Consider the following 12,838-nt stretch of genomic DNA (forward strand, 5'->3'; position numbering starts at 1 on the left):
CGCACCATGCGTATCCGACCCACCCTTTTCACCTCCGTGCTGGCCCTGGCGCTGCCGGTTTATCTGACCGCTGAAGAAGAAAAACCCGCCAAGCCTGACGCACCGCCGGCGGAGAAAAAGGAGGGCAAGAAGGATGAGAAGAAAGAGGACAAGAAGCCGGACGGCGACAAGCCGGTGGTGACGCAAGGCAAGGCGACCATCGGCGGAAAAGAGATCGCGTATGAGGCGAAGGCGGGCACGCTGCCGATCTTGAAGCCGGACGGCAAGGTGTCGGCGCAGGTGTTTTACACCTCCTACACGCTGAAGGATGTGAAGGACGCGGCCACGCGCCCGGTGACCTTCTGCTTCAATGGCGGCCCCGGCAGCAGCTCGGTGTGGCTGCACCTGGGCGCCTTTGGCCCGAAGCGTGTGAACCTGCCTGCGGACGGCCTGACACCGCCGACGCCGCCTGGCGGGCTGGTGAACAACGAATTCTCCCTGCTGGACGTGACGGATCTGGTTTTCATCGATCCTGTGAGCACGGGCTTCAGCCGCGCGGAAGATCCGAAGAACGTGGGCGAATTCCTGGGCGTGCAGGAGGACATCGCGAGCGTGGGGGAGTTCATGCGGCTGTGGGTCACGCGGGAAGAGCGCTGGCGCTCGCCGAAGTTTGTCGCGGGGGAAAGCTACGGCGGTATTCGCGGCGGCGGTCTGGCGCAGCATCTGCAGGAGCGGCACCGCATGTACCTGAACGGCGTCATCATTGTGTCCGGCCTGCTGGACTACGCCACGCTGATCCCGGGCCCGCTCAATGAAATCCCGTATCTGGTGGGACTGCCCGCGATGACGGCGACGGCGCATTATCACAAGAAACTGCCGCCGGACTTGCAGGCGGACTTCAAGAAGGCGGTGGCGGAGGCGCGCGCGTTTGCCTTTGGCGACTACTCGGTGGCGCTGCTGAAAGGGAACGATCTGACGCCGGCGGAACGCGAGGTGGTGGCGAAGAAGCTGGCACGGCTCACCGGACTGGAGGCCAAGCTCATCGACGAGCATGAGCTGCGCATCGACAGCGGGCTGTTCCGTGAAATGCTGCTGCGCAAGGAGAAGCTGGTGCTCGGCGCCTACGATGCGCGCGTGACGGGGCGGGACGGCGACGAGTCCCAGAATCATCCGCAGATCGAGCCGTTCATGCGCGTGGTGGGCAGCATCGCCGCGGCGTCCATGAACGCGTACCTGCGCGAAGAGCTGCATTATGAAAAGGACCTGCCGTATGAAGTGCTGGCGCCGCTGCACAACTGGAACCATGGCAAGGGCAACAGCTACACCAGCGTGAGCGGGCAGCTTGCCAGTGCGATCCTGCAAAACCCCCATCTCCGGGTGCTGGCGCTGGTGGGCTGGCGGGATCTGGTGACGCCGCCGGACAACATGCTGCTGAGCGTGCGGCAGATGAGCCTGCCGGAGGAGCTGCGCGGGAACATCGAATTTGCCGAATACGAGGCCGGCCACATGATGTACACGAACCGCCCGGACATGGAGAAAATGCACGCGGACATCGCCGCATTCATCGCCAAGGCCCTGAAATAACCACCCGGCATGAAAACAGCGCTCTTTCTCAGTCTGGCCGTCTCCGCAGCCTTCGCCACGGAGAAGCCCAATGTGGTGATCTTGTATGCGGACGACCTAGGCTACGGGGATGTGTCCTGCTACGGCGCAAAGACCATCGCCACCCCGAACATCGACAAGCTGGCCGCCGAGGGGCTGCGGTTTACCGACGGCCACAGCGCGGCCGCAACGTGCACGCCCTCCCGCTTTGCCATGCTCACGGGCGAGTACGCCTTCCGGCAGAAGGGCACGGGCGTGCTGCCGGGCGATGCGAAGATGATCATTCCTCCAGGCAGGGCCACGCTGGCCTCCGTCTTTAAAGGAGCGGGCTACCAGACCGGCGTGGTGGGGAAATGGCATCTGGGCCTGGGCAATGAGGGGCTGGACTGGAATGGTGAGATCAAGCCCGGGCCGCAGGAGATCGGCTTTGACCACTGCTTCATCATGGCCGCCACCGGCGACCGCGTGCCCTGCGTCTATGTGAAGGATCACCGCATCGTGGGGCTGGACCCGGCGGACCCCATCCAGGTCAGCTACAAGCAGCCCTTCCCCGGCGAGCCCACCGGGAAGGGCAATCCCGAACAGCTCAAGATGCACCCCAGCCATGGGCATGACATGGCGCTGATCAACGGCATCAGCCGCATTGGTTATATGAAGGGAGGCAAAGCCGCCCTGTGGAAGGACGAGGACATGGCGGACACCTTCACCGGCCAGGCGGTGAAATTCATCGAGGAGAACAAGGGCGGGCCCTTCTTTCTCTACTTTGCCGGGCACGACCCCCATGTGCCGCGGGTGCCGCACCCGCGCTTTGTCGGCAAAAGCGGGATGGGGCCCCGTGGAGATGCCATTTTGCAGTTCGACGACTGCGTGGGCACGATCCTGGCGGCGCTGGACCGGCTGGGCCTGCGGGAGAACACCCTGGTCGTGCTCAGCAGCGACAACGGGCCCGTGGTGGATGATGGTTATCAGGACGAGGCGGTGGCGAAGCTGGGCGAGCACAAGCCCGCCGGCCCGCTGCGGGGTGGCAAATACAGCGCGTTTGAGGGCGGCACGCGCGTGCCGTTCATCGTGCGCTGGCCCGGGAAGGTGAAGCCCGGGGTGAGCGCGGCCCTCGTCTGCCAGGTGGATTTCCCCGCCAGCTTCGCCGCTTTGACCGGCCAGCCGACGCCCGCCAGCGCGGTGGACAGCCAGAATGTGCTGCCTGCCCTGCTGGGCGAGGACGCCAGCGGCCGGGCGGAACTGGTGGAGCAGGGCGGCCCAGTGAGCCTGCGGCAGGGGGCGTGGAAGTTCATTCCCTCCGCCGCCGGTCCGGCCAAAAGCAAGAACACCAACAGTGAAACCGGCAATGCCCCCGGTCCCCAGCTCTATGACCTCTCCAGCGACCTCGGGGAGAAGCAAAACCTCGCCAAAACGCAGGCAGACCGGGCCCAGAGCATGGCGGAGGCGCTGCAAAAAGCCCGTTTTGGGGCCCCCAAATAGGGTATTTCCCTTCCAGGGGCTTGCTGAAATCGGAAAAAAACGGCAAATTATTCTAATTGAAGGGCCTCCCGGCACGTTCGTGCCCCTGGAAGTCTTTTCCGTTTATTCCACACTCCACCATGAAACAAACCACGAAACTGCTCAGCAGCCTGCTTGTTTCCGCACTTGTTGCGTCCTCCGCCATCGCGGAAGTTCGCACCTGGACGGACACCTCCGGCCGCCAAGTCACCGCCTCATTCATCGGCCTCGATGGTGAGAACATCATCCTGCAAACCGCAGACGGCGCCACGCACAAGTTCCCGCTGACCAGGCTGTCGGCGGAAGATCAGGCGCTGGCCAAGAACATGAAGCCTTCTGACCAGCCGGTGATGCTGGCAAACGCGACGGTGGCGCAGGCCTCCGCGGCCATTGACCGCCTCGTGGCCAACGGCCTGGTGCGTGCGAACCCGGAGCGTGCGAAGGGTGGCAAGAAGCCGATCACGGGGTTCAACCCGATGGCGAACGACGAGCAGTTCGTGCGCCGTGTTTACCTGGACATCGTGGGCCGCATCCCGAACTACGCGGAGACGACGCAGTTCATCCAGGACTCCAATCCGAACAAGCGCGCCAAGCTGATCGACATGCTGCTGGACAGCCCGGGCTACAACAGCGCGACGTTCAACTACTTCGCCGAGATGCTGCGTGTGAAGGACCGGCTGGAGCAGGACAACCTGCGCGGCGTCCCCTACATCAACTGGATGCAGCACCAGATCGAGAAGAACGTGACGTGGGACAAGATGGTGTATGAAATGCTGACGGCGAAGGGCAAGATGTGGCAGGACGGCGCCGCCGGCTACCTGCTGCGTGACGCCGGCATGCCGCTGGACAACCTGGCCAACACCCTTGCCGTCTTCCTCGGCACGGACGTGGCCTGCGCCCAGTGCCATGACCACCCCTTCTCCGACTGGACCCAGCACCAGTTCTATGAGATGGCCTCGTTCTTCGGCGCCACCACCACGAACATGCGCGCCAAGGAAAACCGCAAGAGCAAGGAATCCGGCATGACGGCGATGAACGCCATGAATGACCTGATGCCCAAGATCGAGGAAATGGTGACCAAGAGCGGCGGCGACATCAAGCGCCTGCGCAACGGCATCCGCAACTACATGGGCGCCAACCGTTTCATCGTGGGTGACACGGAAACCAACAGCATGAAGCTGCCGCATGACTACAAGTATCCGGATGCCAAGCCTGGCGACATGGTGGAGCCCAAGTTCATCACCTGGACCAAAAACGACAAGAATCTTCCAGCCTACAAGCAGAAGATGAAGTCCGCTGAAGAGCTTCGTCCCGCCTTCGCCCACTGGGCCACCGATCCTTCCAATCCCCGCTTCGCCATGGCCATCGCCAACCGCATGTGGAAGCGCGCCTTTGGCCAGGGCGTCTCCGAGCCGGTGACCAACATCGACGATCCGAAGCAGTCCGTGAATCCGGAGCTGCTGATCCACCTGGCCGAGGAAATGAAACGTGTGAAGTTCGACATCAAGGCCTTCATGCGCATCATCTACAACACCCGCGCCTACCAGTCTGAAGCGACCTCTGAAAAGATCGCGATGGGCGAGCCCTACTACTTCCAGGGCCCGCTGCTTCGCCGCATGACCGCCGAACAGGCCTGGGACTCCTACATGACCCTGGTGCTGGGCGACCCGGACAAGTATGCGAAGCCGCTGGAAGACCTCTACAGCCGCTCGATCGACCTGGACCTGAGCAATCCCAAGCTGGACGCCCAGACCGTGCTCATCAAGTATGACGCTTTCCGCAAGATGGCCGAGAAAGAGCGCGCCCTGAACGGCGGCACCCTGGCCGACGCCGGTGGTGACGACATGATGATGGAAACCAAGGGCAAGGGCAAAGGCAAGGCCGAGGCCAAACCCGCCGGGGACATGATGGAGAACGCCACCCTGACGTACAATGGCATGATCCTGCGCCGTGCCTCCACCCTGGAGCAGCCCGCCCCGAACGGCCACTTCCTGATCGACTTCGGCCAGTCCCCGCGCGCCCTGATCGACGGCAGCGTGAAGACGGGCTCGGTGCCGCAGGTGCTGATGATGATGAACGGCAAGGCGCAGCAGATGCTGACCAGCCCGGATTCGCTGATCTTCCGCACCATGGAGAAGGTGAAGTCGCCGCCTGAGAAGGTGGAGGCGCTCTTCATCTCGGTGCTCAACCGCCGCCCGACGCTGGCTGAAAAGGACATCGCCAAGCGCGCGCTTTCCGGCGGCGATGAAGGCTATGCCAACATGATCTGGGCTCTCATCAACACCCGCGAGTTCATCTTCATCCAATAATCACGAAATCACGACACAACTCACTTAACCAAAACGCGCTAATCTCACTTATGAAATCAGAACTCAACAAGCTCAATCCCATCGCCCGTCGTGACTTCATGATGCGCACCGCCCAGGCAGCCCTCGGCGTGACCGTCATGCCTGCCCTGAACCTGGCGGCCGCCGGCACGAGCGGCGCAGGCACGCCCGGCTTCGGCAAGGCCAAAAACGTCATCTTCCTGTGGATGGGTGGCGGCATGACCCACATCGACACCTGGGATCCCAAGGACGGCGCCACCAAGGGCCCGACTGACCCCATCAAGGCGAACTCCGGTTCCGGCAACCTGGACCGCCTGGGCGGCACGATGGTGAAGATGGCCAAGGTGGCGAACAAGTTCTCCATCATCCGCTCCATGAGCTCCAAGACTGGCGTGCATGATCAGGGCACGTACGTCATGAAGACCGGCTATGAGCCCCGCGGCACGATTGTGCATCCTTGCATCGGCGCCTGGGCCTCCCACTTCCTGGGCCGCATCAAGGGACCCACCCTTCCGGACAGCGTGGTCGTCAACAGCGGCAACGCCTTCCCGGGCGCGGGCTTCTTCCCCACCACGATGAGCCCCATCCCGATCTCCAATCCGGAGTCCGGCCTGCAGAACATCAAGCCGACGACTTCTGACGACCAGTTCAAGAAGCGCCTCTCGCTGACCGACGAGTTCGACATGTCCTTCCGCAAGAAGTTCCAGTCGGACGATGTGAAGTCCTACTCCGAATTCTACGACGAAACCGTGAAGCTCATGAAGAGCGAAGACCTCAAGGCCTTCGACCTCTCCCAGGAGCCGGCGGATCTTCGCGCGAAGTATGGCCGCAACAACTTCGGCCAGGGCGCGCTGCTTGCCCGCCGCCTGGTCCAGGCCGGCGTGCGCTTCGTGGAAGTGCAGTCGGGCGGCTGGGACATGCACAACACCATCGACACTGCGTTGAGCAACACCGGCGCCACGATGGACAATGTCTTCGCCACTCTGATCGAAGACCTTGAGTCCCACGGGCTGCTGTCTTCCACGCTGATCGTCATGGGTTCCGAGTTCGGCCGCACGCCGGACATCAACGAAAACGACGGCCGCGACCACTACCCGCTGGCCTACTCCACCGTCTTCGCGGGCGGCGGCGTCAAGGGCGGCTTCGTCTATGGCTCCACCGACAAGGATGGCAAGCGCGTGACGGACAAGCAGTGCACACCGCAGGACTTCCAGGCCACCATCGGCCACGCCATGGGCCTGCCTGTGGACGAAGTGGTGATGTCCCCCTCCAACCGTCCGTTCACGGTCGGCGACAAGGGCGTGCCAGTCCTGGACATCTTCGCGTAAACTGCCGCGGGATTCGTTCCTTCGAGCATCGAGAGCACCCGGTCGCGAGACCGGGTGTTTTTTTATGCTCTCTTCCGGTGCCGTGAAACGTGCATCAACGCCACGGCCATCACCAGCAGTACCGCGCTCCCCGGCTCGGGCACGGGGGTGAGGTTGCTGACATTAAAACTAAAGTCGTCAAAGCTGTGAATGTAGCTCACCGCGCCATTGTCCAGCGAGCCGCCCCGCAGATCCCACTGCAGCCCCGTCAGCGCGCCGCTCACCACCCCCAGGGCCTGATGGCTCAGCACGCTGGTGTCGCCTCCCAGAAGGGAGCTGTTGTCATTGTAGGCGTTGATGTTCAGGCTCGCGGTGTTGGCCAGAGTGTCCAGCGTCACGCTGATTTCAGAATACCCCGCGCTGCCCATTTGGTACGCCGTCGTCTGCCAGGCGCCGCCCGTCAGCCTGTACTGCAGCAGGTTGTCCGCGGTGTATCCGATCTCGAACATGGGCTGGTTCGCCGCATCCAGCAGCGAAAGGCCCAGGATGTTGCCCCCGGTGTCCGGATCATCCCAGTCCGTGGGCTTCACCCAGAAAGACATTTGAATCTGCGCTCCCAGCGTGATGGCGGGGTCGATCCCGCCCAAATCGCGGGAGTCCAGACTGTACCGGTAGCTCAGGCTTTGATCCATCGCCATCAGATTCAGCGTCTGGGATCCCGCGTGCGGCATGGTGTTGCGGTATGCCACGATCGAATCCCGCGCCCACTGGCTGCCGTAGTAGTAGGGGGCGTCGGCGTCTTCGTTCAGCCTGCCGCCGGCGAGCACCTTCCAGAGGCCGGAGTTGTCAGGGATGTCCACGGGCGATCCGCCGGGGCCGCCACTGCTGGTGCCAAACTGGCCGGCATTGTAGCGCGTGACGTCCGGGCCGTTGGTGCCGTCGCTGAAGTTGTTGGGGTAGGCCGACCAGGGGACAACGCCGGTGTAGCCATTGGCGGGGTTGTTGTTGAGGTAAAACTGGGCGTCTCCAGCGTAGCCCGCGGACAAAATGTCGCCATTGAGGGGAACGCGGTAGCCGTCCTGCTCCTCAAAACCGCCCAGGTAGGCCTGTGCGGGTGGGGAGCACAGGACGGCTCCCCACACACAGGCCTGGAGGCAAAATCTGGCGGCGCTGCTTTTCACGGGGTAAAGCTAAGCTTAGACCGCCTGAATATAAATTCAATAATTATTGAATTATACCATAGAGGAGAGATTCCAGTTTTCTGAGGCAGTTCACAGCCGCCTTTTCGTGCTTGCGGCTCCCGGTGAAGCCCGGATAATGGCCGCCCCTTCGTGCCTTCCCGGGCACGTTTTTACCCCCATGAGCCAGCCCAGCCCACAGCCCGACGAACCCAGCTTTGAAGACGCGATGCAGCGCCTGGATGAGATCGTGGCGGGGATGGAGGACGGCCAGCTTTCGCTGGAGGAAATGATCTCCAGCTATGAAGACGGCGTGCGCCTGCTGAAGCTCTGCCGGCAGCGCATTGAAGGGGCCCGCCGGCGCGTGGACCTCATCAGCGCGGACCTGGAGGGCGGCAAAGCCTCGCTCACTTCATTTGACGATGCGGCTGATAACGACGAGAGCGCCGAAGACACCGAAAAGCCCCGTACTCCGGCCCGCCGCCGCAAACCCGCCGAGCCTGAAGGCGGGGAAATTCGACTTTTTTAGACTACCTGTGGACAACCAACTGCCTGCCATCAACTCCCCCGCCGACCTCAAAGCCCTGCCGCTGGAGAAACTGCCCGAACTCGCGGAGAAAATCCGCCGGACGCTCATCGAGACCCTCAGCCAGACGGGGGGACACCTGGGCCCGAATCTGGGCGTGGTGGAGCTCACCATCGCCCTGCACCGCGTCTTTGACACGCCGAAGGACCGCTTTGTCTTCGACGTGGCGCATCAGGGCTACGTGCACAAAATGCTCACCGGCCGCTGGGACAAGATCCACACCATCCGCCAGCATGACGGACTGAACGGCTTCCTGCTGCGCACGGAAAGCGAGCACGACTGCTACGGCGCGGGCCACGCGGGCACCGCCCTCTCCGCCGCCCTGGGCATGGCCACCGGTCGCGATCTCTGCGGTACGGATGAAAACGTGATCTGCGTCGCCGGTGACGCCGCCTTCACCTGCGGCCCGGTGTTTGAAGCGATGAACAACGTCGCCTCCCACACCAAGCGCCTCATCTGTGTGCTCAACGACAATGAGTGGTCCATCGACCGCAACGTGGGCGCCATCGCCAAGTACTTCAACACCATCGCCACCCACCCGGCCTACGCGAACCTGCACCAGAAGGCGGCCAAGCTGCTCGAATTCATGCTGGGCGAGGACGCCCGCCGGATTGCCAAGAAAGTGGAGGATCACGCCAAAAACATCCTCCTTCCGCAGAGCCAGACGCCGTCCAACCGCAGCTCGCTTTTCGACGAGTTCGGCATCCGCTACTACGGCCCCATCGACGGCCACAACATCCCGCTGCTGATTCAGACGTTTGAGTTCCTCAAGACCCAGGACGAGCCGGTGATCCTGCACATCATCACCGAAAAGGGCCGCGGCTACACCCCTGCCCTGAACGACCCGGGCAAATTTCACGGCCTGGGCAAGTACACCGTCGAAACCGGGGAAACCGCCGCGAGCGACAAGCCGACCTACTCGCAGGTGTTTGCCCGGAGCGTGACTGACTTTGCCAAGACAGACCCGAAGATTGTGGCCATCACGGGCGCCATGCCCGGGGGCACCGGCCTGAGCGTCTTCAAGAAGGAGATCCCTGAGCGTTACTTTGACGTGGGGATCGCCGAGGAGCACGCCGCGCTGTTTGCCTGTGGTCTGGCCACGCGTGGGCTGAAGCCCTTCCTGACGATTTACTCCACCTTCATGCAGCGGGCGTTTGACATGATCGTGCATGACATGGCGATCCAGAATCTGCCGGTGCGCCTGTGCATGGACCGCGGCGGCCTCAGCGGAGATGACGGCCCCACGCACCACGGCCTGTTTGACATCGCGTACCTGCGCGGCATTCCGGGCATCGTGCACATGCAGCCGCGCAATGAGGATGAGTTTGTGGACATGCTGTGGACGATGGCCCACTACGAGGGCGGCCCGATCGCCATCCGCTACCCGCGTGGCAACGGCCCCGGCATCCTGCCGAAGGGCAAGCCCGTTCGTCTTGAAATCGGCAAGGCTGAAGTCATCGACGACGGCAACGATGTGGCCCTCATCGGCCTGGGAGACATGTTCCCCATCGCTGAAGCGGCGAAGAAAGAGCTGGAAGCCAAGGGGCTCTCCGTGGCGCTGATCAATCCGCGCTGGATCAAGCCGCTCGACATGGACTGCATCTCCTCCTTCGCCAAAAAGGTGAAGGTGGTCTGCACGCTGGAAGACCATGTGCTGAGGAATGGCTTCGGCGCCGGTGTGATCGAAGAGCTCAGCGATCTGGGCATTCACACCCCGGTGGTCCGCATTGGCTGGCCGGATCAGTTTGTGGAGCATGGCACGCCGTCGATTCTGCGCAAGAAGCACGGCCTGAGCGTGGAGAACACGGTGGCGAAGGTGCTGGCTGCCCTGGGCAAGTGATGCGGGGCTTCAAGGCGCCACGGAGGCGAAGTTCTGCGTGGCGTAGATGTGAAACTTTGCGCAGTTGCAGGCATGCGTGCCGCAGCCCAGGAAGAGGAGCCGGGGATTGAGAATGTTTGCGCGGTGGCCTGGGGAGTTCATCCAGAGCTTCACCATCTCATCCGCAAAGGCGAGGTAGGTGAGGCCGTTTGAGGTGCGCATGGCGATGTTTTCAGCGAGCTCGCCGCTTTTCAGGCCCTTGGCCTCCAGGCGCTGCCAGGCGGTGCGTTTCGCGGGATCATGCGGGTTCTCGTGGGAGAAGAAGTTCTCCGTGGCCATGTCCCGTGAGTGCTCGTAGGCGCAGGCCATCAAGGCGCGCGAGGTGCGAAACAGCGGGAGCTTGTGCTTCTCGCGCTCGGCATTGGTGGCGAAGAAAATCGCCGCGCTGAGCAGGCCGGTGTCCAGCGTGGCGCGGTCCAGCACCCGAAGCGCGGGGGGATAGGCGCGAAAGGTCGCGAGGGTGTGGAGCTCGTAGTCCGCGGTGGTCCAGGGCTCCTGTGCCACAGGCTTTTTTGCCGGCTCCTCAGCGCCCAACGGCCCTGCGAGAAAGAGCAGCAGCAGCAAGAGCAGGCGCAGCATGGCGGAAAAGGGGTTACCGCTCCTCCACCCAGCCGGGCGCGGGGTAGCTGCCGAGGATTTTCACCTGAACGGCGATGCCTTCGATTTCGAGGGCGGCGATGGCCTGCTTGAGGGTGTCATCGGAATGGTGGCCGCTGATTTCGAGGAAGAAGCGCGCCTCGCTGCCGCTGGTGGTGGGGCGGTTCTCGATCTGGCGGACGTTGACATTGCGGGCGGCGAAGACCTGCAGGACTTCCATCAGCGCGCCCACGCGATCCTTGGAGTGGATCATGAGCATGGTGTTGTCATTGCCTGAAGGCGGGCCGGAGCGCCGGCCGAGAATGATGAAGCGGGTCTGCGTGGCGTACTCGCGCGGAGAGGTGGCGATGACGCGGAGGTCGTGCAGTTCGGCGCTCAGGGGGGTGCCCAGAGCGGCCACGGCGGGGTTCTGCGCGGCGAGCGTGGCCGCCGCGCTGGAGCTGGCGGATTCCACAAGTTTCGCGCCGGGGAAGCTCTGCATGAGCCAGGGACGGCAGTGAGCGAGCATCTGCGCCCGGCCATGGATCTCGGTGATGGTGCTGTTCGGACCCTGGGCCATGACGGCGGCGTCCGCCTTCCAGAGAATCTCGGCGTAGATTTGGAGGGTGCTGTCTGCCAGATGATCCAGGGTGTGATGCACCGCGCCCTCGGTGGAGTGCTCGATGGGGAGCACGCCGTAGTCTGCAGTCTGCGCGGCCACGCGGCCAAAGACGCCTTCCGTGCTGGCCTCGGCGAGGTATTCGACGCAGTGGCCGAATTTGTTCACGGCCGCCTGATGCGTCCATGATCCCGTGGGGCCGAGATAGGCGATTTTGAGGCTGTCCTCCAGGGCGAGCGCGGCGCTCATGATCTCGCGGTAGATGGCGCGGATGGCGCGCTCGGTGAGGCGGCCGTTTTGCACACGGTTGATCTCCGCCAGCTTGCGCAGGAGCTTGTCTTCGCGGCCGGGGACATAGATGTCCAGGTCGTCCTTGCGCTTGATCTCACCGACGGCATGCACGAGCTCCGCGCGTTCATTGAGCAGGCGGAGGAGCTGCTGATCGATGCTGTCGATCTTGTTGCGGACTTCTTCGAGGGACATTGGCCGCAGGAGAAAGGGTTAAGACTCCCCGGCCGCCGCGGGTGTGACGGGAGCGAGGGAGAGCTGGTGCTCCTGGGGCTGCTCGGAGCCAGAGGTGCTCTCTTCAGCGGTGGGCAGTTTCACGCGGCGCAGTTCGGAGGCGTTGGGCATGTCGTCGAGGCTGCGCACACCGAAATGATCGAGGAAGGCTTCGGTGGTGCCGTAGAGGAGCGGGCGGCCTGGGAGATCTGCACGGCCTTCGATTTTCATCAGGCCGCGGTCGATGAGCTGCTGCACCATGGCATCGACCGAAACGCCGCGCACGGCTTCGATGCCGGCCTTGGTGATCGGCTGGCGGTAGGCGACGATGGCGAGGGTCTCCAGCGCGGGCTGGCTGAGGCGCTGGACTTTTTTACCGGGGTAGAGCGCGCGGCACCACTCGGCGTACTCGCCGCGGGCGGCGATGCGCCAGCCATTGGCGCGCTCCACCAGGGTGAAGGCGTGCTTTTCCGCGGCATAGCGGGCGATGAGTTCATCCAAAATGGCACGCACCTGCTCCTCGGTGGTTTCCGCCAGCGGGGCGACCCACTCGGGGATTTGCGGGGGGCTGCTCTCAGCCAGGGGCTCGGCAGCAGCGTCCAGAATGTCTTTGGCCGTCTCTTTGACGGCGGCACACATCTGCGGCACCCCCAGGGGCTCCTGGGAGGCAAAAAGAAGGGCTTCGACGATCGAGATCAGTTCCATGGGGCGGACGGGCAATCTCAAGCGAGCCCGAGGGGAGAGTCAAGCCGGGGAACGCAGTTAGAGTCCCGGAAGGTCCGGCGCA

The 12,838-nt window shown here is 63.3% G+C and carries 10 protein-coding genes; 6 read left to right on the plus strand and 4 right to left on the minus strand.

What is annotated here, in order from left to right:
* Nucleotides 1-6: 6 nt before the first annotated feature.
* The 4 genes from ACILSQ_RS17055 to ACILSQ_RS17070 all read left to right on the plus strand — a co-directional run bounded on the left by ACILSQ_RS17055 (nt 7) and on the right by ACILSQ_RS17070 (nt 6,733).
* Nucleotides 7-1,563, plus strand: a complete 1,557-nt coding sequence (locus ACILSQ_RS17055) for a S10 family peptidase (protein ID WP_395744865.1) — start codon at nt 7-9, stop codon at nt 1,561-1,563.
* Between the two features lie 9 nt (nt 1,564-1,572).
* The gene (locus ACILSQ_RS17060) at nt 1,573-3,060 is read left to right on the plus strand and encodes an arylsulfatase (RefSeq protein ID WP_395744866.1); all 1,488 of its coding nucleotides are present in this window, start codon (nt 1,573-1,575) and stop codon (nt 3,058-3,060) included.
* A 119-nt stretch (nt 3,061-3,179) separates the two neighbouring features.
* Complete coding sequence (locus ACILSQ_RS17065) at nt 3,180-5,387, plus strand: DUF1549 domain-containing protein (protein WP_395744867.1); 2,208 nt, start codon at nt 3,180-3,182, stop codon at nt 5,385-5,387.
* A 50-nt stretch (nt 5,388-5,437) separates the two neighbouring features.
* Nucleotides 5,438-6,733, plus strand: a complete 1,296-nt coding sequence (locus ACILSQ_RS17070) for a DUF1501 domain-containing protein (RefSeq protein ID WP_395744868.1) — start codon at nt 5,438-5,440, stop codon at nt 6,731-6,733.
* Between the two features lie 62 nt (nt 6,734-6,795).
* On the opposite strand, the gene ACILSQ_RS17075 is transcribed toward ACILSQ_RS17070, so the two are convergent.
* Nucleotides 6,796-7,893, minus strand: a complete 1,098-nt coding sequence (locus ACILSQ_RS17075; protein WP_395744869.1) for a hypothetical protein — start codon at nt 7,891-7,893, stop codon at nt 6,796-6,798.
* Nucleotides 7,894-8,071: 178 nt separating this feature from the next.
* Here ACILSQ_RS17075 and xseB point away from each other — a divergent pair, with 178 nt between their 5' ends.
* A complete protein-coding gene (gene xseB / locus ACILSQ_RS17080; protein WP_395744870.1) occupies nt 8,072-8,419 on the plus strand; it encodes an exodeoxyribonuclease VII small subunit in 348 nt (115 codons plus the stop codon).
* A 7-nt stretch (nt 8,420-8,426) separates the two neighbouring features.
* Entirely contained in the window at nt 8,427-10,316 is a 1,890-nt protein-coding gene (dxs, locus tag ACILSQ_RS17085; protein ID WP_395744871.1) for a 1-deoxy-D-xylulose-5-phosphate synthase, read from the plus strand.
* 9 nt (nt 10,317-10,325) lie between these two features.
* Here dxs and ACILSQ_RS17090 read toward each other — a convergent pair whose 3' ends face one another.
* Genes ACILSQ_RS17090 through scpB form a run of 3 tightly spaced genes read right to left on the minus strand, consistent with a single transcriptional unit; the run spans nt 10,326 to nt 12,756 of the window.
* Nucleotides 10,326-10,934: a CAP domain-containing protein gene (locus tag ACILSQ_RS17090; protein ID WP_395744872.1), complete on the minus strand. Its 609-nt coding sequence runs from the start codon at nt 10,932-10,934 to the stop codon at nt 10,326-10,328.
* Nucleotides 10,935-10,947: 13 nt separating this feature from the next.
* Nucleotides 10,948-12,033, minus strand: coding sequence for a chorismate mutase (pheA, locus tag ACILSQ_RS17095; RefSeq protein ID WP_395744873.1), 1,086 nt, complete (start codon nt 12,031-12,033; stop codon nt 10,948-10,950).
* 18 nt (nt 12,034-12,051) lie between these two features.
* On the minus strand, nt 12,052-12,756 hold the full coding sequence (gene scpB / locus ACILSQ_RS17100) for an SMC-Scp complex subunit ScpB (protein WP_395744874.1): 705 nt from the start codon (nt 12,754-12,756) through the stop codon (nt 12,052-12,054).
* Between the last annotated feature and the right edge of the window lie 82 nt (nt 12,757-12,838).

It is taken from the genome of Prosthecobacter sp. (genome assembly GCF_044227185.1).
In the GTDB taxonomy this organism is placed as follows: Bacteria; Verrucomicrobiota; Verrucomicrobiia; order Verrucomicrobiales; family Verrucomicrobiaceae; genus Prosthecobacter.